The 23,678-nt window shown below is 41.8% G+C and carries 26 protein-coding genes; 16 read left to right on the top strand and 10 right to left on the bottom strand.

Features of this window, described 5'->3' with window-relative positions:
• The first annotated feature begins 71 nt into the window (after positions 1-71).
• The 8 genes from I858_RS13730 to I858_RS13695 all read left to right on the top strand — a co-directional run bounded on the left by I858_RS13730 (position 72) and on the right by I858_RS13695 (position 8,152).
• Positions 72-2,231, top strand: a complete 2,160-nt coding sequence (locus tag I858_RS13730; protein WP_049692994.1) for a DNA topoisomerase III — start codon at positions 72-74, stop codon at positions 2,229-2,231.
• Between the two features lie 63 nt (positions 2,232-2,294).
• Complete coding sequence (gene ybaK / locus I858_RS13725) at positions 2,295-2,786, top strand: Cys-tRNA(Pro) deacylase (protein WP_049692993.1); 492 nt, start codon at positions 2,295-2,297, stop codon at positions 2,784-2,786.
• Positions 2,787-2,851: 65 nt separating this feature from the next.
• Complete coding sequence (locus tag I858_RS13720; protein WP_049692992.1) at positions 2,852-3,493, top strand: YczE/YyaS/YitT family protein; 642 nt, start codon at positions 2,852-2,854, stop codon at positions 3,491-3,493.
• Between the two features lie 177 nt (positions 3,494-3,670).
• Positions 3,671-4,306 (top strand): class I SAM-dependent methyltransferase, encoded by a 636-nt coding sequence (locus tag I858_RS13715; RefSeq protein WP_049692991.1) that lies wholly within the window; start codon positions 3,671-3,673, stop codon positions 4,304-4,306.
• Positions 4,307-4,318: 12 nt separating this feature from the next.
• A complete protein-coding gene (locus tag I858_RS13710; RefSeq protein ID WP_049692990.1) occupies positions 4,319-4,792 on the top strand; it encodes an S-ribosylhomocysteine lyase in 474 nt (157 codons plus the stop codon).
• An 11-nt stretch (positions 4,793-4,803) separates the two neighbouring features.
• Positions 4,804-5,739 (top strand): PLP-dependent cysteine synthase family protein, encoded by a 936-nt coding sequence (locus I858_RS13705; protein ID WP_049692989.1) that lies wholly within the window; start codon positions 4,804-4,806, stop codon positions 5,737-5,739.
• Positions 5,736-6,869 carry a bifunctional cystathionine gamma-lyase/homocysteine desulfhydrase gene (locus I858_RS13700; protein ID WP_049692988.1) on the top strand — a complete coding sequence of 378 codons (1,134 nt, stop codon included), beginning with the start codon at positions 5,736-5,738 and terminating at the stop codon, positions 6,867-6,869. Before I858_RS13705 ends, I858_RS13700 begins: the two co-directional genes overlap by 4 nt.
• A gap of 92 nt (positions 6,870-6,961) precedes the next feature.
• Positions 6,962-8,152 carry a glycine C-acetyltransferase gene (locus I858_RS13695; protein WP_049692987.1) on the top strand — a complete coding sequence of 397 codons (1,191 nt, stop codon included), beginning with the start codon at positions 6,962-6,964 and terminating at the stop codon, positions 8,150-8,152.
• A 119-nt stretch (positions 8,153-8,271) separates the two neighbouring features.
• Here the strand turns inward: I858_RS13695 and I858_RS13690 are convergent, their stop codons facing one another.
• Positions 8,272-9,477 (bottom strand): M20 metallopeptidase family protein, encoded by a 1,206-nt coding sequence (locus I858_RS13690; RefSeq protein ID WP_049692986.1) that lies wholly within the window; start codon positions 9,475-9,477, stop codon positions 8,272-8,274.
• A 98-nt stretch (positions 9,478-9,575) separates the two neighbouring features.
• On the opposite strand from I858_RS13690, the gene I858_RS13685 reads away from it, so the two are divergent.
• Positions 9,576-10,688, top strand: coding sequence for a mandelate racemase/muconate lactonizing enzyme family protein (locus I858_RS13685; RefSeq protein WP_049692985.1), 1,113 nt, complete (start codon positions 9,576-9,578; stop codon positions 10,686-10,688).
• 104 nt (positions 10,689-10,792) lie between these two features.
• Here the strand turns inward: I858_RS13685 and I858_RS13680 are convergent, their stop codons facing one another.
• Genes I858_RS13680 through I858_RS13670 form a run of 3 tightly spaced genes read right to left on the bottom strand, consistent with a single transcriptional unit; the run spans position 10,793 to position 13,076 of the window.
• Positions 10,793-11,539 carry an amino acid ABC transporter ATP-binding protein gene (locus tag I858_RS13680; RefSeq protein WP_049692984.1) on the bottom strand — a complete coding sequence of 249 codons (747 nt, stop codon included), beginning with the start codon at positions 11,537-11,539 and terminating at the stop codon, positions 10,793-10,795.
• Positions 11,540-11,575: 36 nt separating this feature from the next.
• The gene (locus tag I858_RS13675; RefSeq protein ID WP_049692983.1) at positions 11,576-12,277 is read right to left on the bottom strand and encodes an amino acid ABC transporter permease; all 702 of its coding nucleotides are present in this window, start codon (positions 12,275-12,277) and stop codon (positions 11,576-11,578) included.
• On the bottom strand, positions 12,264-13,076 hold the full coding sequence (locus I858_RS13670) for an amino acid ABC transporter substrate-binding protein (RefSeq protein WP_049692982.1): 813 nt from the start codon (positions 13,074-13,076) through the stop codon (positions 12,264-12,266). Before I858_RS13670 ends, I858_RS13675 begins: the two co-directional genes overlap by 14 nt.
• Positions 13,077-13,509: 433 nt before the next feature.
• Between I858_RS13670 and I858_RS13665 the strand changes: the two genes are divergently transcribed.
• Positions 13,510-14,454 carry an L-threonine 3-dehydrogenase gene (locus I858_RS13665; protein ID WP_049692981.1) on the top strand — a complete coding sequence of 315 codons (945 nt, stop codon included), beginning with the start codon at positions 13,510-13,512 and terminating at the stop codon, positions 14,452-14,454.
• Positions 14,455-14,500: 46 nt separating this feature from the next.
• Here I858_RS13665 and I858_RS13660 read toward each other — a convergent pair whose 3' ends face one another.
• The 3 genes from I858_RS13660 to I858_RS13650 form a co-directional block, all read right to left on the bottom strand.
• Entirely contained in the window at positions 14,501-15,853 is a 1,353-nt protein-coding gene (locus I858_RS13660; protein WP_049692980.1) for a YjiH family protein, read from the bottom strand.
• Positions 15,854-16,008: 155 nt separating this feature from the next.
• Positions 16,009-16,698: a bacillithiol biosynthesis deacetylase BshB2 gene (gene bshB2, locus I858_RS13655; protein WP_049692979.1), complete on the bottom strand. Its 690-nt coding sequence runs from the start codon at positions 16,696-16,698 to the stop codon at positions 16,009-16,011.
• Between the two features lie 14 nt (positions 16,699-16,712).
• Positions 16,713-17,063 carry a YojF family protein gene (locus I858_RS13650; protein ID WP_038704772.1) on the bottom strand — a complete coding sequence of 117 codons (351 nt, stop codon included), beginning with the start codon at positions 17,061-17,063 and terminating at the stop codon, positions 16,713-16,715.
• A 349-nt stretch (positions 17,064-17,412) separates the two neighbouring features.
• Here I858_RS13650 and I858_RS17235 point away from each other — a divergent pair, with 349 nt between their 5' ends.
• Entirely contained in the window at positions 17,413-18,285 is an 873-nt protein-coding gene (locus I858_RS17235; RefSeq protein WP_049692978.1) for an ABC transporter permease subunit, read from the top strand.
• A complete protein-coding gene (locus I858_RS13640; protein WP_049692977.1) occupies positions 18,286-19,302 on the top strand; it encodes an ABC transporter permease in 1,017 nt (338 codons plus the stop codon).
• Between the two features lie 57 nt (positions 19,303-19,359).
• Here the strand turns inward: I858_RS13640 and thiD are convergent, their stop codons facing one another.
• Both thiD and I858_RS13630 read right to left on the bottom strand, forming a co-directional pair.
• The gene (thiD, locus tag I858_RS13635; protein WP_049692976.1) at positions 19,360-20,193 is read right to left on the bottom strand and encodes a bifunctional hydroxymethylpyrimidine kinase/phosphomethylpyrimidine kinase; all 834 of its coding nucleotides are present in this window, start codon (positions 20,191-20,193) and stop codon (positions 19,360-19,362) included.
• Between the two features lie 58 nt (positions 20,194-20,251).
• The gene (locus I858_RS13630; protein WP_049692975.1) at positions 20,252-20,506 is read right to left on the bottom strand and encodes a hypothetical protein; all 255 of its coding nucleotides are present in this window, start codon (positions 20,504-20,506) and stop codon (positions 20,252-20,254) included.
• A gap of 70 nt (positions 20,507-20,576) precedes the next feature.
• Between I858_RS13630 and I858_RS13625 the strand changes: the two genes are divergently transcribed.
• Genes I858_RS13625 through I858_RS13610 form a run of 4 tightly spaced genes read left to right on the top strand, consistent with a single transcriptional unit; the run spans position 20,577 to position 22,695 of the window.
• Positions 20,577-21,296, top strand: a complete 720-nt coding sequence (locus I858_RS13625; protein ID WP_049692974.1) for a DUF4230 domain-containing protein — start codon at positions 20,577-20,579, stop codon at positions 21,294-21,296.
• 5 nt (positions 21,297-21,301) lie between these two features.
• Entirely contained in the window at positions 21,302-21,976 is a 675-nt protein-coding gene (locus tag I858_RS13620; protein WP_049692973.1) for a uracil-DNA glycosylase, read from the top strand.
• Positions 21,977-22,036: 60 nt separating this feature from the next.
• On the top strand, positions 22,037-22,297 hold the full coding sequence (locus tag I858_RS13615; RefSeq protein WP_049692972.1) for a YwdI family protein: 261 nt from the start codon (positions 22,037-22,039) through the stop codon (positions 22,295-22,297).
• A gap of 20 nt (positions 22,298-22,317) precedes the next feature.
• A complete protein-coding gene (locus I858_RS13610) occupies positions 22,318-22,695 on the top strand; it encodes a DUF423 domain-containing protein (RefSeq protein ID WP_049692971.1) in 378 nt (125 codons plus the stop codon).
• A 215-nt stretch (positions 22,696-22,910) separates the two neighbouring features.
• Here the strand turns inward: I858_RS13610 and hemQ are convergent, their stop codons facing one another.
• Complete coding sequence (gene hemQ / locus I858_RS13605; protein WP_049692970.1) at positions 22,911-23,660, bottom strand: hydrogen peroxide-dependent heme synthase; 750 nt, start codon at positions 23,658-23,660, stop codon at positions 22,911-22,913.
• Positions 23,661-23,678 lie beyond the last annotated feature (18 nt).

Raw genomic sequence — 23,678 nt, 5'->3', positions numbered from 1 at the left:
AAACACTTCTGAAAAGCCAGTCCCAACAGAAAATGTTACACTAATCACAATAGAAATGAGGGTGAATATAAATGAAATCAATCGTTTTAGCAGAAAAGCCATCCGTCGCACGTGACATTGCGCGTGTATTAGGGTGCGAACAAAAAGGCAACGGCTATTTAGAAGGCAAACAGTATATCGTCACGTGGGCACTCGGCCATTTGGTGACGCATGCGCAGCCAGAGCAATACAACAACGATTTTAAAGAATGGAAAATGGATACTTTGCCGATTATTCCAAAACCATTTAAATTGGTGCCAATCAAACAATCGATGAAACAATTTAATGCCGTTAAATCTCAATTGCAGCGCGGCGATGTCAAAGAAATCATCATCGCAACAGATGCTGGCCGCGAAGGTGAACTTGTCGCCCGTTGGATTTTAGAAAAAACCAATACACACAAACCCGTTAAACGGTTATGGATTTCATCGGTTACCGACAAAGCCATCAAAGACGGTTTTAATAACTTAAAAGACGGACGCGTCTACGAAAATCTTTACGCAGCAGCTGTAGCACGCGCAGAAGCGGATTGGGTTGTCGGCATTAACGCAACACGCGCACTAACTGTTAAATACAATGCGCAATTATCAACAGGGCGCGTACAAACGCCAACGCTTGCCATGATTGCAGAACGTGAAAAACAAATTCGCAACTTTCAGCCGAAACCTTACTACGGCATGCAAGCAGTTACGGACCAAGCAGCATTTACATGGACAGACGGCAACTCCACACAGTCTTTTGATAAAGAAAAAATCGACAAGCTATTCACCAAACTTGAAAACACACACGAAGGCACAGTGACGGACATTAAAATCACGCCGAAACGTCAGCCGGCACCACCTTTATTCGACTTGACTGAACTGCAAAAAGAAGCTTATAAGCGCTATAGCTGGTCGGCGAAAGAAACACTTAACACGCTTCAAGGGTTATATGAGCGCTATAAAATCGTCACGTATCCGCGGACGGACTCGAAGCATTTGACGAGTGATATGCGCGATACGTTAAAAGATCGTGTGAAAGCGGTGCAAGTCGGACCGTACCGCAGTTTGTCGGCAATGATTTTGAAAAATCCAGTGGCACCGCAAAAAGGCATTATTGATGACGCGAAAGTGTCTGATCACCACGCCATTATTCCGACAGAAGAAACGCCGCCACTACACGATTTATCCGACAAAGAGCATAAATTATACGACATGATCGTTAAACGTTTCCTTGCAGTATTTTATCCGCAATACGAATTTGATCAAACGACGGTCAAGCTAACGGCTGGAGGCGAAACGTTCCAAGCGAAAGGCAATACCGTTCGCAACGAAGGCTGGAAACGCATTTATAAAGATGAAGATGATAGTAGCGACACGACGTTGCCTGCGTTTGAAAAAAACCAAAAGCTGACGCTCAAAGGCATTGCATTAACCGATGGCAAAACCAAGCCACCTGCATTTTTCAATGAAGGAACGTTACTTGGTGCCATGGAAAATCCGGCACAGTTTATGAGTGGTGAAACTAAAGAAGTCATTCAAACTTTGGGCGAAGTTGGGGGACTTGGTACAGTAGCCACACGAGCTGATGTCATTGATAAATTATTCAATACGTTCCTGATCGAGAAAAAAGGCAAGGATTTGACGATTACGTCAAAAGGACGCCAATTGTTGGAGCTTGTTCCTGAAGACTTAAAGTCACCGAAACTTACTGCTGATTGGGAACAGCAACTAACGAAAATTGCGAAAGGTCAAATGAAAAAAGAACAATTTATGAAAGAAATGATCGCTTTTTCCGAGAATTCAGTGTCAGCTATTAAAAAGAGCGATAAGAAATTCAAACACGATAACATCACTGGCAAAATGTGCCCAGATTGCGGCAAGCCACTGCTTGAAGTCAACGGTAAGCGTGGCAAGATGAACGTCTGCCAAGACCGCGAATGTGGCTACAAAAAACAAATCGCGATGCAAACCAATGCACGTTGTCCGAATTGCCATAAGAAGTTAGAAATGCAAGGCGAAGGCGATGGCAAAATTTTTGTTTGCAAATGCGGTCACCGTGAAAAACTGTCAGCATTTGAAAAACGTAAAAAGTCCGGCCAATCAAAAGCGAATAAAAAAGACGTCAATAAATACATGAATCAACAAGACGAAGCACCACAAAATACAGCGATGGCAGACGCATTAAAAAAATTATTAGGTCAAACCGAATAGAATCCCGTAGCTGATGATGATATGCTGTGACTAAAGAATCTTTTCAAGGCAAGGGGAGAGGTCATGGCGAAGAAAATCGCGAAAACAAATGCTGCACGCATACTCGATAAAGAAAAAATTCCTTACGAGTTGCTCTATTACACAATCGAAGACGGCAAAGTAGATGGAGTGTCTGTAGCTGGTAAAATCGGTTATCCTCCAGAACGTGTCTATAAAACACTTGTCGCTTCTGGTGCATCTAAACAAGCATATGTTTTCGTCATTCCCGTAGCAGAAGAGCTCGACTTAAAAAAAGCAGCAAAAGCAGCTAGCGAAAAGAAAATGGAAATGGTTTCTGTAAAAGAAATTTTATCGTTAACCGGCTATGTTCGAGGCGGATGTTCGCCTGTTGGAATGAAAAAGCCTTTTCCAACTTTTGTTTCCATCGAAGCAGAGCGATTGTCTGAGTTAATTGTGTCAGCCGGTAAAATCGGCATGCAACTAAAACTGGCACCATCAGAACTTCTGTTTGTCACAAAAGGCCAGTTTGCTGAATTGACCACGACCAGTCAATAAAGCATCCATCCATTCTCTTTGAGTGGATGGATTTTTCATATCAATTTTTAGAAAAGAGGATTTGGATGAAGCGTGCATTTTTTTTCCGATGGTTATTTTTTATCGTGGGATTGATTGTTTTGGCTCTTGGGTTTGCGATGACCATTAAAGGCAGCAGGTTGGGCATCGGGCCATGGGATGTTTTGCATGTCGGTCTATACTTGAATTTTGGATGGACCATTGGAACCTGGTCTGTTATTGCCGGATTTACCCTCATTGCCATAACAGCATTTTTTACACGAAAAATACCACAAATTGGTACTTTCTTGAATATGGTATTAATCGGTCTTTTTATTGATATCTTTAATTTTTTAATTCCAGACATCACGACCTTAGTTGGACAAGTGTTAATCTTGTCGGCAGGAATTGTGATTTCAGGTTATGGCGTTGGTTTATATGTATCTCCTAAGATTGGAGCGGGGCCACGTGACAGCTTGATGATGCTACTGGTTGATAAAACGGGGCTCAGCATAAGTATTGTTCGCGCAGGAATTGAAGTGGGCGTCGCATTACTAGGGTGGCTGCTAGGTGGACCTGTGGGCATTGGAACGATTGCTGTTGCGCTACTGACCGGTCGAATTGTCCAGCAATCCTTGCCGCAATTCGAGCGATTATTAGTGACACTGATTGGTGATAAAAAAAAATTACCCCCAGTGCTTAAAGTTTAGAAATGCATCCGTGCATTCATACCAAAGCAAAAGGAAAAGCCGGACAAAGCTGTCTGGCTTTTTTTATCGATAAAATTAAAAGTTAGCCTCCCATTACTTGAAACCTTCTGGACAATGTGATATAAATTAAACCTAGTAAGTCTATTGGTTTTTAAAAATGGGCTGAGGAGGCATTTTATGGGGCGTGAATTTGTAGAAATATTTGATGACTGGGTGCATACATACGATGACTCGGTAAATGGAAAAGACGAAGAATATAAAGATGTGTTCTTTAACTATAATGAAATTTTGCAAGCTGTTGCAGATGCGGCAACCAGTCCGGTAGTGGAATTTGGTATTGGGACGGGCAACTTGGCCGAAAAACTGCTTAAGCGTGATTTAGCGGTCGTTGGCGTCGAACCCAATCAAGCTATGAGAAAAGTAACAGCTCAAAAACTACCGAATTTAGAAGTAGTAGACGGAGATTTCCTTGAATTTGAAACAGCAAGTTCACCGACTAGTTTTGTTAGTTCTTATGCATTTCATCATTTAACCGATGCAGAAAAAGCACAAGCTTTCCAACTATACGCTAAAAAATTACCTGCCGGAGGCAAAGTGATTTTTGCAGACACGGTCTTTGATTCAGAACAAAGCAAGAAAAAAATGATTGAATTTGAACAAGCGCGAGGTCATGTGAATCTTGTAGAAGACTTGAATCGAGAACATTACACAACTGTTCCTAAAATAGAAGAACTCATCACGCAAGCAGGGCTTGCTGTGAAATTATCAAAAATGAATACGTACGTTTATTTGATAGAAGCAACTAAACAATAAGGAGCGATAGAGATGAAAAAAATGAATGTCGAAAGCTTTAACTTAGATCACACAAAAGTGGTAGCACCGTATGTCCGTTTAGCAGGAGAAAAAACAGGAGCTAAAGGCGATACGATTCGCAAATACGATATCCGTTTCAAGCAGCCAAACAAAGAGCATATGGACATGCCTGGACTTCATTCTCTTGAACATATGATGGCTGAACACAGTCGCAATCATTCTGATAACATCGTTGATATTGGGCCGATGGGTTGCCAAACCGGCTTTTATTTGTCGGTTATAAATCTGGATGATTATGATGAAATTCTTCTTATTTTAGAAAATACCTTAAACGACGTGTTAGAAGCAGACGAAGTGCCAGCATGCAATGAAGTGCAATGCGGTTGGGCTGCAAGTCATAGTTTAGAAGGAGCAAAAGAGTTAGCGCGTGAAATGCTGGAGAAAAAAGACCAATGGACTCAAGTCTTTGCAGATAAAGCAATTTAAGGAGAATAACGATGAACTACGTGACTAAAATTCAGCAGCTAATTGGCAACACACCATTACTGGAACTAACGCACAGTGAAATACCAAACGATTGCCGTATTTTTGCCAAACTGGAATATTTTAATCCTGGTGGCAGCGTTAAAGATCGTTTAGGCGTGTCGCTTATTGAAGACGCAGAAAAACGAGGAGTCCTCAAGCAAGGCGGCACAATCATCGAACCGACAGCGGGGAATACGGGCATTGGCCTAGCTATCGCCGCAATTGGCAAAGGCTATCACGTGAAATTTGTAGTACCCGAAAAATTCAGCCAAGAAAAACAAAGTTTGATGAAGGCATTAGGCGCGGAAGTGATCAACACGCCGACTGAAAAAGGCATCAAAGGTGCGATAAAAAAAGCCGAGCAATTGGTTAGAGAGCAAAACGCCTTCTCACCTTCTCAATTTTCCAATCCGGCCAATCCACAAACTTATGTTCAAACACTTGGTCCGGAAGTTTGGACTGCTTTAAACGGAGAAATTGATATTTTTGTTGCGGGTGCAGGGTCTGGTGGGACCTTTATGGGGACTGCACAGTATTTAAAATCCAAAAAGCCATCGGTCAAAACAGTCATTGTGGAACCGAAAGGCTCAATTTTGAACGGGGGTCCTTCAGGAGCTCATTTGACTGAAGGCATCGGTATGGAATTTTTACCAGCTTATATGGATAAACGTTATTTTGAAGCCATCCACACAATCACTGATAAAGAAGCGTTCATGGCGGTTCGAGAACTGGCGAAAAACGAAGGATTGCTAGTCGGGAGCTCGTCAGGTGCAGCGTACGTAGCGGCATTGCGAGAAGCTGAAACGGCCAAACCAGGAAGCCACATTGTTACTGTCTTCGCTGACTCGAGTGAACGCTATATGAGTCAACAAATTTACGATAGAATTTTTGAGGAGGACCAAGCATGAAACCAAAAACAAGATTAATCCACGGTGGTATTGTCGGCGACGAAGCAACAGGCGCTGTATCGACACCGATTTACCAAGTGAGCACCTACAAGCAAGAAGCAGTCGGAAAATTTAAAGGCTATGAATATTCTCGTACGGGAAATCCAACTCGTCACGCACTTGAAGAATTGATTGCAGATATCGAGTTCGGTCATGCTGGCTTTGCATTTGGTTCAGGAATGGCGGCTATTTCATCTGTCATGATGTTGTTTTCTGCCGGCGACCATGTCGTGTTGACCGACGATGTCTACGGCGGGACGTATCGTGTCATCAATAAAGTTTTAAATCGCTTCGGCCTGGAATTTACTTTTGTCGATACTGGGAACTTAGCGGAAGTAGAAGCTGCTGTGAAAGAAAATACGAAAGCGATTTTTATTGAAACACCAACGAATCCATTGTTGAAAGTGACAGACATTGTAGCAGTCGCAGCTTTTGCAAAATCGAAAAACTTGCTGACAATTGTCGATAACACATTTATGACACCTTATTTGCAAAACCCAATTAAATTAGGTGCAGATATCGTCTTGCATAGTGCGACAAAATACATTGGTGGACACAGTGATGTTGTGGCAGGACTAGTCGTTGTGAATTCCGCAGAGCTTGCTGAAGAAGTTCATTTTGTGCAAAATTCAATTGGCGCAATTTTAGGACCACAAGATTCCTGGTTGCTCATTCGCGGACTGAAAACGTTAGGATTGCGCATGGAAGAAGCAAATGCCAATGCACAAAAAATTGCGGAATTTTTAGAAGGGCATGACGCTGTTGGCAAAGTCATTTATCCAGGTCTTGAAAGTCATCCCAGACGCGACTTAATGCAAAAACAAGCAACTGGCTTTGGTGGCATGATTTCGTTTGATGTCGGCAGTAAAGAAAAAGCAGGAGAATTGCTCGCAAAATTAAAATACTTTACCTTGGCCGAAAGCTTAGGCGCCGTTGAGAGTTTAATTTCTGTACCCGCACAAATGACACATGCGTCGATTCCAATCGAGCGTCGTGCAGAACTGGGCATTGTTGAAGGGTTAGTTCGAATTTCAGTGGGTATTGAAGATGTAGAAGATTTGATAGAAGATTTAGAGCATGCGTTGAAATAAGTGGAAAGTAGGCCGCGGTCTGCTTTTTCTTTTGGAAAAAATAACTGTATGTTAAGATAGATACAGAATTTCGTTTTGAAAGGAAGAGGACATTGTCAAAAAAATTAGATGCATTTTTAGATGAGAACTTAACAGAATTAAAAGAGCAAGGTCTTTACAATGAAATTGACCCAGTTCAAGGACCAAACGGCGCAATCATCAAAGTGCGCGGCAAAGATCTGATCAACCTTTCTTCAAATAACTATTTAGGTCTTGCAACAAACGAAGACTTGAAGCAAGTAGCAAAAGATGCAATTGATAAATATGGCGTTGGAGCAGGCGCGGTTCGTACAATCAACGGAACGCTTGACCTACACGTGAAACTAGAAGAAAAGCTTGCTGAATTTAAAGGAACAGAAGCAGCTATTTCGTATCAATCTGGTTTTAACTGCAACATGGCAGCCATTTCAGCAGTAATGGACAAAAACGATGCCATTCTTTCGGATCAGTTAAACCACGCGTCAATCATTGATGGTTGCCGTTTATCGAAAGCGAAAATCATCGCTTTCAAACACTCGGATATGGAAGATTTGCGCATGAAAGCAAAAGAAGCGACAGAATCTGGCCAGTACAATAAAGTCATGGTCATCACAGACGGCGTCTTCTCGATGGACGGCGATATAGCTAAGCTTCCAGAAATCGTAGAAATCGCAAAAGAATTTGATTTGATTACGTATGTGGATGATGCACACGGATCAGGCGTAACGGGTAAAGGAAAAGGAACGGTAAAACATTTCGGTCTTGAAAAAGAAATCGATATGCAAATGGGAACGTTGTCTAAAGCAGTCGGCGTTGTCGGCGGTTATGTAGCAGGTAAGAAAAACTTAATCGACTGGTTGAAAGTGCGTTCACGTCCATTCTTATTCTCAACAGCGGTAACTCCAGGCGACGTTGCAGCGATCACAGCAGCAGTTCAAATGATTATCGACTCAACAGAATTGCACGATAAGCTCTGGGACAACGGCGATTACTTGAAAAAAGGATTAGACGCTTTAGGGTTTAATATTGGTCATTCCGAAACACCAATCACACCTTGCATTATCGGCGACGAGAAGTTAACACAACAGTTCTCGAAGCGTTTGTTTGAAGAAGGCGTGTATGCAAAATCAATCGTTTTCCCAACGGTTCCAAAAGGCACGGGGCGCGTACGCAATATGCCAACAGCGGCGCATACGAAAGAAATGTTAGATGAAGCCATTGCGACTTACGAAAAAGTAGGTAAAGAATTAGGCGTAATCAACTAAAAAATACAAAACAAGCCAAGCGGCACGCCGCTTGGCTTGTTTTTATTTCCAAATAAAGGCGATACTGTCGAGATGGAATGAAATACTGTCCGAATCGTGTGGAATACTGTCCGAATTTCTCAAATACTGTCCAAATCAACCGGAATACTGTCCGCAGTACATTCTTGAGCTTCAAAATAAATCGCAGCAAACACTTTTGTCGTCACCAACATGGCATTTTCATTAAAATCAAAGCTTTCGTGATGATGTGGATAAACAACGTTCTCGTCATCCATTTTTGCACCGACGAAGAAAAAAGCACCTGGCTTAGCTTGCGTATAATATGTGAAATCTTCCACTGGCATAATTGGATCAATTTCCATTACATATTCGTCTCCCAGCACTTCGCGTGCGGCGGCCCGAACAATGTCTGTTTCAGTGGGATGATTCCAAAGCGAATCGTAGCCCGTTTCGATGATCAATTCAGCAGTAGCACCCATCGCACTGGCGACATTTTCCACAATCGTCCGCAAACGTTGTCCTGCAAGTATGCGAAGCTCAGGATCAAACACACGAATAGTGCCTTCTAAAACAGCTTTGCTTGAAATAACGTTATCAGCATCACCCGCTTGGAATTTACCGATAGAGACAACCAGTTCTTTCAATGGATCCGCATTGCGGCTAACAATGGATTGAAGTGCCACCATAATATGGCTCGCTACTAAAATCGGATCGATCCCTTGATGAGGTTCTGCGCCGTGAGTTCCAGAGCCACGGACAATAATTTTGATGGCATCTTCAGAAGCTTGCAAAAAGCCATCTCGCAAATAAACGCGGCCTGCATCCAATTTGCTCTGCAAATGAGCACCGAAAATTGCATCGACTCCGTCTAAGCAACCATCTTCAATCATGGCACGTGCCCCGCCTGGTGATAGTTCCTCACCAAATTGATGGATCAACACGATGGTTCCAGGCAAATCTTTTTGGATCGCGACCATCGCTTTAGCAAAACCAAGTAACGCAGCGGTATGTCCGTCATGTCCACAAGCGTGCATAACACCAGGAACCGTAGATTTATAAGAGACGTCTTTTTGATCATCAATCGGCAACGCATCGAAATCGGCGCGGAACGCGATCGTTTTGCCCGGTTTGCCACCGCGAATTGTACCGACGACCCCACGTCCACCAACATTACGACGAACTTCAACGCCCATTGCTTCTAGTTGCTCTGCAATAAAAGCAGGAGTCGCGATTTCTTGATGCGACAACTCAGGATTCATATGTAGGTGTCTTCTGATTTCTACCATTTCTTCGTACAATGAATCGATTTTTTGTGTGATGATCATTTTCAAAACTCCTTTGACTATCAAATAAAATATCAATTATTCATAAAGTTCACTATAGTGTAAGTATACACCAAGTTAAATCCATTGGAGGCCCTTAAATGAAAATTACAAAAGCGTCATTGCATGCGGTTAGATTTCCTCTTAACGAACCTTTTATTATTTCCTATGCCACTTATCCAGATATGCCTGCATTAATCATTGTGTTGGAAACCGATGCAGGACTTATTGGATATGGAGAAGCTGTACCAGACGAACATGTAACAGGAGAATATTTTACTGCGGCTTATGAAATTTTGAAAGAAAAATTTCTTCCGGCTATTATCGGAATGAGTCCATTTGATATTGAACGCATTCATTCAAAAATGAATGCATTGATGGCTAGAAATTCAGCTGCAAAAGCCGCTGTGGATATTGCTTGCTATGACTTGATGGGGAAAGCGGTTGGCCAGCCCATTTATAATTTAATTGGTGGACAAGCAACGCCTCATTTGGATTACCCGAAAGTATTGAGCATTGAAGCACCTAAAATCATGGCGGAGAAAGCAAAAAAAGCCGTAGAGCTCGGTTACGCTTCTTTAAAACTAAAAGTAGGAAAAGGGCAAGCGCAAGAAGATGTAGATCGTATTTTAGCGGTTCGTGAAGCAGTTGGGAAAGAACTGCCCATTCGTGTAGACGTCAACCAAGGCTGGAAATCACCGGGAATTGCCGTCGCCGCGATCAAACAGCTAGAAAACGCAAACATTGCTTGGATTGAACAGCCAATCCGTATGGGGGATATTCGGGGCTTAGCTGAAATCCGCTCAAAAACAGCTGTTCCGATTATGGCTGACGAAAGCATTCAATCCATGGAAGATTTGCTCGAAATCATTCGTCTGCAAGCAGCTGATGTCTTGAACATCAAACTCATGAAATGCGCCGGCATTTTTCACGCAATCCAAATGGCGAAAACCGCTGAAGCCGCAGGCATGTTGTGTCAAATCGGTTCTATGGTGGAATCGTCCGTCGGTTCAGCAGCAGGGTATCATGTAGCCATGTCACGCATCAATATCGAAAGCACAGAACTAACAGGACCACTCTTATTCAGCGAAGAGATAGGGGATTTAACTTATGATCATCCGTATGTCTTATTATCGGGCAAGCCAGGGTTAGGGGTAGAAGTAGACCAGGCACAACTAGATAAGCTAACTGTGAAGTCATGTGTCATCCAGTAGAAATTGAAAAAAACCTCGTATTCCTAAAAAGGAATGCGAGGTTTTTGGTTGGAAAACTAGTGCCAAACAAAGTAAAAGCTGCTAAACGGCAACTTCTACTTTGTTCACACTTCTGTTTCTTGAATCAAACTCAAAAACTGTCGAGTGCGATCTTCTGTAGGGTTGTTGAAAATGTCTTCGGGTGTGCCACGTTCAACGATGCGTCCTTCGTCCATAAACAACACTTCGTCTGCCACGCCTTTAGCAAAGCGCATTTCGTGTGTCACCACAACCATGGTCATGCCTTCAGCAGCTAACTCTTTCATGACTTGCAGCACTTCGCCGACCAGTTCAGGGTCGAGTGCCGAAGTCGGTTCATCGAATAACATAACTTTTGGTTCGAGTGCTAAAGCACGTGCGATGCCGACACGTTGCTGCTGACCTCCGCTCAGTTGAAATGGGTAGTCATTCATTTTATCTGCCAATCCCACTTTTGTCAGCAATTGCTCTGCTTTTTGTTTAGCCTGTTGTTTATCTTGCTTTTGGACAACAACGGGGCCTTCCATAACGTTTTCGAGTGCCGTCATGTGAGGAAATAAATTATAATGTTGAAACACCATAGCCGATTGTTTGCGAAACGACAGAAGTTGTTTTTTTGATAAGGGTTTTGAAAAATCGACGGTTTGTTCATCAATTGTCACAGAACCCGAAGTTGGGGTTTCCAGTGTGTTTAAGCAGCGAAGAAAAGTTGTTTTGCCAGAACCCGATGGACCAATTACGACAATGGCTTGGCCTTTCTGAACTTCTGTATCAATGCCTTTTAATACTTCTAGTGTGCCAAATTGCTTGTGCAAATTTTTGATGGAAATCATGTCAAACTCCTTACTGCAATAAGTGAATTGCTTTTATTATCGAGAAACGTACCGATCAAAGCGGTGTTCAAGGCGGCCTTGAACTAATGACAAGGCAAAGCAAATGACCCAGTACAACAATGCAGCTTGTCCATATAATAACAAGAACTCATAATTGGTCGCGGCAATTTGTTGGGCAACGCGGAACATCTCGGTCACGAGAATCAGTGACGCGAGCGAAGTGTCTTTAATTAAACTAATAAACGTATTCGACAACGGTGGCAAAGAAACACGGGAGGCTTGTGGCAAAATCACGCGTCGCAACGATTGTGTGTATGACATGCCGATGGTGCCAGCTGCTTCCCATTGTCCTTTTGGAATCGACAAAATGGCTGCTCGAATCACTTCAGAAGCGTAAGCCCCAACGTTCAAGGAAAAACCAATTACCGCTGCTGGAAATGGATCGATGGTCACGCCGAGTGTTGGCAATCCATAAAACAAAATAAACAATTGAACGAGTAAGGGAGTACCGCGAATAATAGATACATAAACACGAGCAATAATTTGAAGGAATGTAACCGTCGAAATTCTTGCTAATGCTGTCAAAACGGCTAATGCCAATCCGAAAATAAACGAAATGATCGATAGAGGCAAAGTAAATTGAAGCGTGGCTTCGATCAATGGAAGAAATGAGGATTGCGCAATATCTACAAGCCGTTCCAATCTAACCGGATCTGAAAAAATACTACTCAAGTACATTTTCACCAAACCATTTTTCTGAAATTTTATCGTATGTGCCGTCGTCGATCATATCTGCTAAAGCCTTGCTCGCTTCATCTACAAGTGCGCCACTGCCTTTGCGGAACAATAATGCACTTTGTGCAGCATCTTCTGATTTATCTACGACTTTTACTTCTGCATCTGGACGTTGTTTCATGAAATCCAAAACGGTTAAATTATCATTTACCGTTGCATCAACTCGACCGGAATTTAACAATTCAATGGCTTGGTTAAATCCTTCGACACCTTCAAGTTCAGCTCCAAATGAAGTAGCCGTTGCGCCATAGTTGCTCGTCAAGGATTGTGCAGAAAGTTTTCCTTTTAAGTCTTCAAAGCTCTCGATTTCTGTATTATCTTCAGCTACGACTAAAACAGCTGTAGACGTAATATAAGGATCTGAAAACTCGTAGCTTTCTTGACGATCGGGATTGATACCGACTTGGTTTGCGACCATGTCAAAGCGGCCAGCATCCAATCCGGCAAACATTGCATCCCATTGGGTTTCAAGGAATTCTGCTTTAACGCCTAAACGACTTGCAACTTCACGCGCGATTTCAACGTCAAAGCCCGTTAATTCTCCAGAAGCGTCATGAAATGTGAAAGGAGGATATGTACCTTCTGTTCCAATCATTAGCGTGCCTTCATCTTTTACTTTTGCTAATACATCTTCAGAGCTCGTTGCGTCATCTGTTGTTGGATCTTTTTCTTGAGAACCACTGCATGCTGCTAACACCCCTAACACCAATGCGAATAAAAACAGTAAACTAACTTTCTTCATATACAATCTCCTCAATTCTTTTCTTTTTTTTGATTTTTACTTCCTAACTAGCTGAGCATAAGAGTACATTTACAGTACAAACATTATACACTACATTACCAACTTGTTTAGTTGGTTTAATGAGCAAAAAAATATGGAAGTTTGTTAAATGCAATAAAATCTTAAAGCTGACTAATTATAGCATGCTTATTGCTAACGCTCAATTGCATTGACTAGAAAATGATAAAAATTGCATAAGTATTGAATACAGAGGAGTTTATGAGAAATATCTGCGATAATAAATTCTTACAGGTCGTTTTAGTAAAATTTGTTTGTGTTTTTAAAAAGAACAACTTATAATGAACTAATAATAAAGCTAAAGAAAACAAGGTTTGTAGAGTATCTTTTGTTTTTATGCAGAGGACAAATGTTTTGTGGAAAAGGAGTGTTGAAAATGAAACGAATTATGATTACAGGTGCTTTAGGACAAATAGGATCAGAGCTTGTCGGGAAAATGCGCAGCATTTACGGGAATGAAAACGTATTAGCTACAGATATTCGTCAGTCTGATGATCAATCAGGTCCTTTTGAAATTTTAGATGTAACAGATGCACAAAGAATGCATGACTTGGCAGAAGGTTTTGGTGCAGATACAATGGTTCACATGGCCGCTTTGCTATCAGCAACTGCAGAAGAAAAACCGTTACTGGCATGGAACTTAAATATGGGCGGTTTGGTTAATGCACTTGAAGCATCACGTAAATTGGATATGCAATTTTTCACACCTAGTTCCATTGGAGCATTTGGTCCTTCTACACCAAAGAAAAATACGCCACAAGATACATTACAGCGCCCAACAACCATGTATGGCGTCAATAAAGTTGCTGGAGAATTATTATGTGATTATTACCACACCAAATTTGGCGTCGATACACGCGGTGTTCGTTTCCCAGGATTAATTTCCAACGTAGCACAACCAGGTGGCGGAACGACGGATTATGCAGTCGATATTTATTACCAAGCGATTGAAAAAGGCAGCTATACCTCTTATATTGCAGAAGGTACAGCGATGGACATGATGTATATGCCAGATGCGTTGCAAGCAATCGTCGACTTGATGGAAGCAGATGCCGATAAATTAGTTCATCGCAATGCATTTAACGTAACTGCAATGAGTTTTACGCCTGAAGAAATTGCAGCATCTATTCAAAAGCACATTCCGGAATTTAAGATGTCTTACGCAGTTGATCCTGTAAGACAAGAAATTGCGGACAGCTGGCCAGACAATATTGATGCATCGGCAGCGAAAGAGGAATGGGGCTTTAACACGTCATATGATTTAGATGCTATGACTGTTGATATGTTAGAAAAACTAAAAAAAAAACTTCAACTAGCTTAATCTAATCTAAAAGCCATCCGCAGTCTGCGGATGGCTTTTGTGTGAATTAGAATAATAAATGCGCTACACCTACAATAATTGGCAACGCAATAACTGTACGAAGCAAGAAGATAATGATCAAATCTAAAATATTTACAGGAATTTTAGAACCAAGCAATAATCCGCCAACTTCTGACATATAAATCAATTGTGTAACCGACAACGTAGCCACAACAAAACGTGTCAGTTCCGACTCAATACTTGCTCCGAGAATAGCTGGTAAGAACATATCTGCAAAGCCAACAACCATCAATTGAGCCGCTTCAGCCGCTTCTGGAACACCCAGTAAGTTTAAATAAGGAACAAAGGGCATACCGAGAACAGTAAACACAGGCGTATATTCAGCTAAAATTAACGCGACTGTACCAAATGCCATAACAACAGGTGCAACGCCAATCCACATATCCAAGACGTTTTTAAAGCCATCTTCAAAGAATTTACTGATCGAGCGGTTGCTTTCTGCTTTTTCTAATGCATTTTCAATACCATGTGTTGCTACATTGTAACCTTCTGGAACTTCTTCTGTTTGAGATTCCTGAGGAGTTCCATCCAAAAATGTAGTTGGTTTACTTGTTAACGGGTAAATGCGTGGCATGATTAAAGCTAATACCACACCTGCTAAGATTACTGTTGCGTAATAAGGCAAAAAGTAAGTACCAAGACCAATTTCTTGAATTACCACAATTGCAAATGTAATCGAAACTACAGAAAAAGTTGTTCCAATAATTGCTGCTTCACGTTGCGTGTATTTATTGGCTTCGTATTGTTTGCTTGTTAATAAGACACCAATCGTGCCATCTCCTACCCAAGATGCTAACGCATCAATCGATGAACGGCCAGGTAAACGGAAAAGAGGACGCATAATTTTGACCATCATCGTTCCGAAAAATTCGAGTAATCCAAAGTTCATTAAGAGTGGAAGGAAAAGTCCTGCAAACAAGAAAATGGTGAATAGGAAGGAAAGTAAGCCGTCGCCTGCAAGAAGCAGTCCACCCGTATTTTCGTTCCATATGGGTTCAGGACCAATTTGGAACAACACCATAATAGAGAACACCGCACCCAAAATTCGTACGATGGTCCAAAAAAGATTAACATTAAAAAGCTTGTCGGTAAATGAAACATAGTCGGTTTCGTTCACTTTTTTTGTAATAAAGAAGAGCGAACCCAAAGCGGCTATAATTAAAATCCCCATCATAATCCACGGTACAATGGATTCGATCGCGCCAGCCATTAAGTTAGCGAGAACGGCTATTGTGACCATCCAGCCTTCTTCAGTTGGAATAGGAACCAAGAACAGTAAGATTCCGAGCAAAGAAGGAATCAAGAACAATAACCAGGTTGAAAGATGAAACTTTTTCATAACGAATTCCCCTTTTCTCCGTGTATGAATACACATGATACTAACTGATTATACAGCGTTTCTCTCTTTGAAAGCGCTTTATTACCAATGTTTATATTATCTGAAAAAGATCGAAAAAAACACCCCTTCAACTAAAAAAAGTTGAAGGGGTGTTTTTAAAAGGACTTTTCGAAATCTTCATGCCAACGATAATTATAAAAACGTTCTTTTGTCAGCCAATTTTCAGTTTCAGTATCGCCGTTTTGAAGCTTATGTTCCATTTCCTCAAGCATCCACGCGGTTTGAGATATATGTGCTTTCATCGAATTCATTTTTTGTTCGCGAACTTCACGAATGTCGTACACGATATCGGGAGCGCCTAAGTTTTCTAACGTATCGTTCGCAAACGCCACCCCGTGAAGCGTAGGACGGTCTTTCATTCGACGAACAGCACGAACAACGGCACGCGCTGTCGCTTCGTGGTCCGGATGGACGGCAAAGTCTGGGTAAAAGGTGATGATTTTTGAAGGATTGAGTTCTTCAATCAATTCTGTCATCATGGTAACCATTTTTTCATCATCTTCAAATTCAATGGTTTTATCACGCAAGCCCATCATTTGAAGATCGGTTAATCCCATTGCGTCCGCAGAAGCTTGAAGCTCTTTTTTGCGGACTGCAGGGAGCGATTCTCTCGTAGCAAATGGCGGATTGCCCAGGTTGCGTCCCATTTCGCCAAGTGTTAGGCAGGCGTATGTAACAGGTGTGCCTTGTTGGATATGTGTCGTGATCGTTCCAGAAACACCAAATGCTTCGTCATCTGGGTGAGGAAAGACGACCAGCACATGACGTTCATGTGGAATTGTCATTATGTGTTCCTCCTTTAATAACTAAACGGTGTTTCGCTAATTTCAAGCGCCACCGCTAGTTTTCCGTCTCCAGCGTGTCCGGCAAGCAACAGCCGACCGTCTTCGTCTAATTCGTAATGTGTAATGCCTTGCGCATAAACCCAGCCATGTGGCAATTTCAATCCGACACGGTGCGGGCTGTCTCCGACAACTTTTCCAAGTTCGTAGTTGATGACAACATTCCGGATAAATGCGCCGGCGTTAAAAAAGCCTTCGTTAAAATGTGAGGCATAAGAGCCGTTGGTTGTTTCCAAATGAAGGTATACATCTTTGCCTGCAAATGCATCCAACTGGACTTGTAATTTTTTTACTTCAACTAATTCCATGATGTTCCTCCTATAAAATCGGTATTCTTTCAGTATAGGCAATTCGCGTAGAGAATGCGATTAGGTTGCTCTAACTAAGAGTGGTTATCCTCCAATACACTAAGAACTAGAAAATTTTCAAGTGGCTAGTTTTCAGTTTTAAAAAAAGGCAAACAACAACACGGCAACTATGCCGATATACAAAACACTTGAACGGATGATTACTTGTTGGATTTCTGCTACTTTAGGAAAGTGCTCCATAAAGTCCTTGTGATAAAAACAATTATATGGGGTGTTGCAAGTATCTATGTGATTTCACGTGTCTGACTAAAAAATGCTAAGATAAAAGTAAGAATAGTCTTAAAAAAGGATGAACTCCGTGAAAATTAGTATAAAATTTGTGTTTTCTCTTCTTGGTATCATTGCAGTTAGTGGTTTTCCTGTATTAATCTCGGGATTAGTCAAAGGAGAAGTAAGGTTCTTGGAATATATTCAGTCGATTCGCGATGCTTTAGCCAGTTTATGGCCAATCCAAGAACTATCAGTAGAAAATTACCGAATCGGTCGTGAAGTACCGGTTTTTCCACAAATTTTTGAGTACATAAGTTATTCTCTTCAAATCCTTTTTCTAGCGCTAACATCAGCAATTTTGCTCGCGGTAATTTTGACGATTCTCACGATGCTTTTGCCAGAACCTATCCGTGAGCGAATTAAAATGAGCTTGTACTTTCTTGAGTCTCTTCCGGACTTACTGGTGATCATGCTTGTGCAGTTTGCCGTGATTGCCTTTTTTCAAAAGAGCGGGATATTGATTTCAAAAATAGCCGTGGTTAATGGAGAGCGCATCTATTGGTTGCCCGTAATATGCCTACTGATTTTGCCCATGATACAATTGTATCGACTATGCATGCTGACATTTCAAGAGGAAGAGCGCCAAATGTATGTTGAATTAGCAAAGTCACTAGGTTTTTCAAAGGTTTATATTTTATTAGTTCATATGTTCCGCAACGCAATTATCAGTGTTTTTTTTCAATCTAAAAAAACCATGTGGTTTATGCTTTCCAACTTATTTGTCCTGGAGTTGATGTTTAATTTGCCAGGAATTATGTTGTTTCTTCGAGACAATTTATCACCAACGATTTTTCTGCTAACTGTCTTAAGTTTTTTCTTTCCAATGTTTTTGCTTTATAGCTTTGGTGAATGGCTGTTTCTTCGTCATTTCCGTGGAAAGGAAGTGGTGTAAATGTGGAAGCAACCGCTGTTTGTTGTCGGATTTAGTATGTTGGCTTTTTTTCTTTTTGGTAGTTTTGCCTACGAGTGGCTATTTGGGAACGTGCCAAGGCAAGTGTTTTTTATTAAAGAAAACGGTCGTGTAGTAGAGGGGCTGCCGATATCGCCAAAATGGACATATCCATTTGGCACGGATCAATATGGATATGACATGTTAGGGAAAATAATGATTGGTGCTAAATATACGATCATGGCGACTTTAGCTATCGCAGCACTTCGCATATTGCTTGCGATTCCCCTAGGTTTTTTACTCAGCACTTATTTGCGTCGTCATCAAAACTGGATTAGCGGATTTATCGATTCTATGCATTATATTCCATTAACTTTACTTGCTTATTTTGTGTTGACGCCTGTATTGTGGATGCCCGAAGAAGGATTTTCAACAACAATGTGGGAACGCATCTTTATTCAAGTGGTCATTATGGCTTTATTGACGATGCCAATTGTTTCAGTACTGATCGCTAATGAGTCAGCGTTACTTTATAAAAAGGAATATGTGTTAGCCTCTAAAACGCTTGGAGCTGGACGTTTCCGAATCATTCGCTTTCATCTATTGCCACAAATGCGAGAGAAAATCGTCGTTTTGTATGGACAGCAAGTAATCGAAACGTTTGTGATACTGGCTCATCTTGGCTTATTGAATTTGTTTCTCGGAGGTACGAAAGTTAGTTACGACCCCATGTTTGGAGATCCGCCTATGTCGATTGCTTATGAATGGGCGGGGTTATTTGGTTCTAGTTTCCGCTACTTACTTGGCAGTCCCTGGTTGCCTTTAACGCCGGTGTTATTTATCTCGCTGTCGATTTTAGCTGTGTCGTTTATGATGGAGGAGTATGTGCGTTCGAAAAATCCGAAAGTGAAAAAACGAATGCAAGCGAAGAAGAAAGATGCGGTGGTCGAGTGGAATCGAGAACAATTGCGCGAAAAAATGGTGTTATTAAAAGCGCATAAAAAAAATGAACCTTCTTGAAACGAGAACGAATAAAACAAAGGAGAAGCCACTTTTGTGACTTCTCCTTCCCTATTTTTATAATTCTGTTACAACAACTTCGGGTTTTGTAAATTTCGATGCCGCACCGTGCATAATGGGGCCAACGTATTCGTTCAGTTTCCAGCCATGTTCGATCGCAGTTGCAACAAAAATCTTCGCATTCAACACAGCGTCTTTAACAGATTGGCCGTTTGCCAAGTTCGCTGTAATAGCTGCTGCAAATGTGCAGCCTGCACCGTGATTAAAGGTTGTGTCTGTTTTGTCAGATGTCAGCAAATAATGTTTTGTTCCATCAAATAATAAGTCAGCGGCTTTCTCATGCTCGAGTTGTTTGCCGCCTTTAATGACCACAAATTCAGCGCCGTGTGCGTGAATTTTTTCAGCAGCCGCTTGCATGTCTTCAACTGTTTTCAATACGCCCATTCCAGATAAATTGCCTGCTTCTACCAAGTTTGGCGTCACGACTTTCGCGTTCGGCAATAAATACTTAATCATCGCGTCCACGTTTTCAGGGAACAACACTTCGTTTTCCCCTTTGCAAGCCATAACTGGATCGATGACAACATCTTTGATGCCAGAATCAGCAATGGCTTTGCCGGCCATTTGGATAATATCAACTGTTGGAAGCATGCCTGTTTTCAGTGCGTCAATGCCTGTTGAAAAGGCTGTTTTTAACTGGGCATCTAGCGTATCCAAAGCAATTGGGTGAATTCCATGACTCCAGCCGTTTTCAGGATCCATTGTCACAATGACAGTTAATGCGTTCATGCCATATGTCCCGTGTTCTTGAAACGTTTTTAAATCTGCTTGTATGCCGGCACCACCAGAAGTATCAGATCCAGCGATGGTTAAGGTTTTTTTGAGTGTCATTTGCTTAGCTCCTCTAATTGGAATGTCTTTGCACCTATTTTAACAAAAATTCGAGTATTTACAACGGATTGCGCTTATTCGGTACCAACAACAAAGCCGTCGTGGCGATACAAATAAGCAAAAAAGCCGTCGCAAAAATCCCCATTAATACAAAGCCGCTTTTGAAAAGACCAATCGTAATAAGTAATGTTAGAATGGAAACAACGGCGATGATTACACCTAAACAACCCAATCCAGCGCGTTTTGCGCTTTCAGGAGCTGTGGTGCCTTTTGTTTTTGAAACACTGGTAATTTTTCCACGCCAATCGGCCATCGCAATCGCTCCTTTAAGCAATCGTACCATGAAGTGGGAATGAATAAAATACAAGAAAGTAGGGGGAATCATGGCAAAAGACCCGAAATTAACAGAGATAGAGCGGCTATTAGAAGAAATGAAAGAACAAGGGGAAACGAAAGAATCTGGCTTCTGGAAAAGCATTAAAGTAATGCTGAGTGTTTGGCGAAATTCTTTCCTTGTGTTGATTGTGATATTGTTGCTCGTTATTGTTGCGCTGCCATTAGGCGCCTTTTGGATGATTCAAGGCAGCACATTTACAGAAAGCAAAGGTGTCTTTTTAGAACAAATTCAAGATCTCAATGAGTTATCAACGGCAGAAGCGTTTTCGAAAGTGATTATTGAGCGTGAAGACAATGCTATTTTCGGAAAAGAAATCGGACTCGATTTGCCAGGAACGAAACGTCAATTACTGGTAGTGATTCCAGGGTCAGTCCGTGCCGGTATTGATTTCTCTAAAGTGTCAAAAGAGGATATCAAGTTAGATGAAGAAGCCAAAACGGCTACTTTAACATTGCCACCGGCTGAATTTTTGGGTGGACCTGAATTGTTCATGGACCAAGTCGAAGTCTTTTCGTATGACGGACTGTTACGTAGCGGTACCGATATTTCGGAAGCCTATGAATTGGCTGATGAAGCCAAAAAAATGATGTTAAAAGAAACAGAAGGTCAAGGCGTACTCAAAACAGCTGAAACCAATGCAGCGCGTTCGGTTCAAGAAATGTTTGGATTGGTCGATTACGACGTGACTGTTAAATTTAAGGAGTGATCGATGTGGAAAAACGGATTTTCCATAACGACTGGCAACAAGTCGTCGGCGAAGAGTTTGAAAAACCGTATTACAAAGAACTACGCAAGTTTCTCAAAACCGAATATGCTGAGCACACGGTTTACCCGGCGATGGAAAACATGTGGTCAGCTTTTGAACATACCGCATATCGCGATGTCCAAGTGATTGTTCTCGGTCAAGACCCATATCATGGTCTCAACCAAGCGCACGGACTTAGTTTTTCTGTGCTGCCCGGTGTCCCGCACCCGCCAAGTTTACGGAATATATTGAAAGAATTACAAGAAGATATCGGTTGTAGTCCACCAGCAGCTGGTACGTTAACCAAGTGGGCAGACCAAGGAGTTTTGATGATGAATACCGTTTTGACGGTTAGAGCTGGCGAAGCACATTCGCACCGCAACAAAGGCTGGGAAACGTTTACTGATGCCGTGATTCGCAAATTATCTGAACGCGACGAGCCGATTGTTTTTGTCCTATGGGGAAAACCTGCACAAACCAAAAAACGCTTAATTGATTTAGATAAACACGACGTACTTGAAGCACCTCACCCGAGTCCACTTAGTGCACATCGTGGATTTTTTGGCAGTCAGCCTTATTCAAAAGTGAACAGTCTGTTACAAAGCCGCGGGCAAGCGCCGATCGATTTTTGTTTAAGCTGAACTTGTGAAGCCAGGCGTGTTAAACTGAAAGTAAACAAAAAGCGGAGAGGAGACTGTCGCATGGCCATCGACACGACACGAATTTTAAACGAAATCGACAAGCACACCAAGCGCGCTCGAAACGGTGATGCAGCAAAAACTCGGGACTCGGTTGTAGCGATCCGTGCATTATGCGATTTGCTACTAGAAGATGAACAGTCATTGAACGATATTCCAGCACCACGTGCCGTGCCGCGCTCTTCTCTTCAGTCACAGACGGTAACTGCCGTCAACAAGCTGAAAGAAGACGATGCAAATGGCGATTCGCTGTTTGAATTTTAAATGGAAAGAGGAAGTCGACTATGAAATTTTTCTTAATTGCCGGAGCAGTTAACGCTTTATTATCTGTTGCATTCGGAGCATTTGGAGCGCACCTCCTAGAAGGTCGCGTCGCTGACAAGTATTTGGATACATGGCAAACGGCTGTTCAATATCAAATGTTCCATTCAATCGGCTTGATCGTTGTTGCGGTACTCATGAGTTCGTCTTTACTGGGCTCACTTGGTTCATTAAGTTGGGCTGGTTATTTGATGCTTGCAGGAATCGTCATTTTTTCAGGCAGCTTATACGTACTAAGCTTAACGGGTATTGGCATTCTTGGTGCCATTACACCAATTGGCGGCGTTGCGTTTATCGCTGCTTGGGTTATGGTCATTATCGCTGCTGCAAAAGCATTGTAAGCAGGAAGAAAAGAGGCAATCCGCATGGTGTGCGGATTGCCTCTTTTTATCGTTTGGACAGTATTTTTTAAATTTGGACAGTATTCTACTTAATGTAGACAGTATTTGCTGTGAATCGGACAGTATTTCATCCAATGTCGACAGTATATCCAGAAAAAGGATTTTTATACATGCATAGCAATCAAAAAAGCCACCTAAAAGGCGACTTTGATCAATCAAACTTCTAACATTTTAGCAGTTCGTTCAGCATCTAGGCGTGTACCTACATAGAATGAACCGAATTCTGCGTAACGTGCGCTGACTTCGTCAAAACGCATTTCGTAGATCAATTTTTTGAATTGAAGAACGTCATCTGCGAACAGTGTAACGCCCCATTCGTAGTCGTCAAAGCCGACAGAACCAGAAATGATCTGTTTTACTTTGCCAGCGTAGCTACGGCCAATTTTTCCGTGAGATAGCATTAATTCTTTACGCGTATCCATTGGCAGCATGTACCAGTTATCATCGCCGTCGCGACGTTTGTCCATTGGATAAAAGCAAATATACTGCGAACGTTGAAGTTCTGGGTATAGGCGCGAACGGATGTGCGGATTTTGGTAAGGATCTTCATCAGACTTCCCAGCAAGGTAGTTGGAAAGCTCTACAACAGATACGTACGAATACGTAGGAACGGTATAAGCAATCAAGGTCAGCTTGTTGTATTCTGTTTCAAGCTCATTTAATTCGTCCATTGTTTCGCGTAACATCATAAGCATCAAATCAGCTTTTTGGCCAACAATTGAATACAAGGCATGTGCACCGGTTTTATTTTCGTCAGCTTGGTTAATCTTGTTCATAAATGCTTGGAATTCGTCGATTGCGAATTGGCGCTCTTCATCCGTCAGCATTTTCCACGTTACCCAATCCATTGAGCGGAAATCATGGAGAACGTACCAGCCGTCTAAAGTAATTGCTGCTTCATTCATTATTCAAACACTCCTTTT

Source organism: Planococcus versutus, assembly GCF_001186155.3.
GTDB lineage: Bacteria > Bacillota > Bacilli > Bacillales_A > Planococcaceae > Planococcus > Planococcus versutus.
This window is presented reverse-complemented; position numbering and strand designations above follow the sequence as displayed.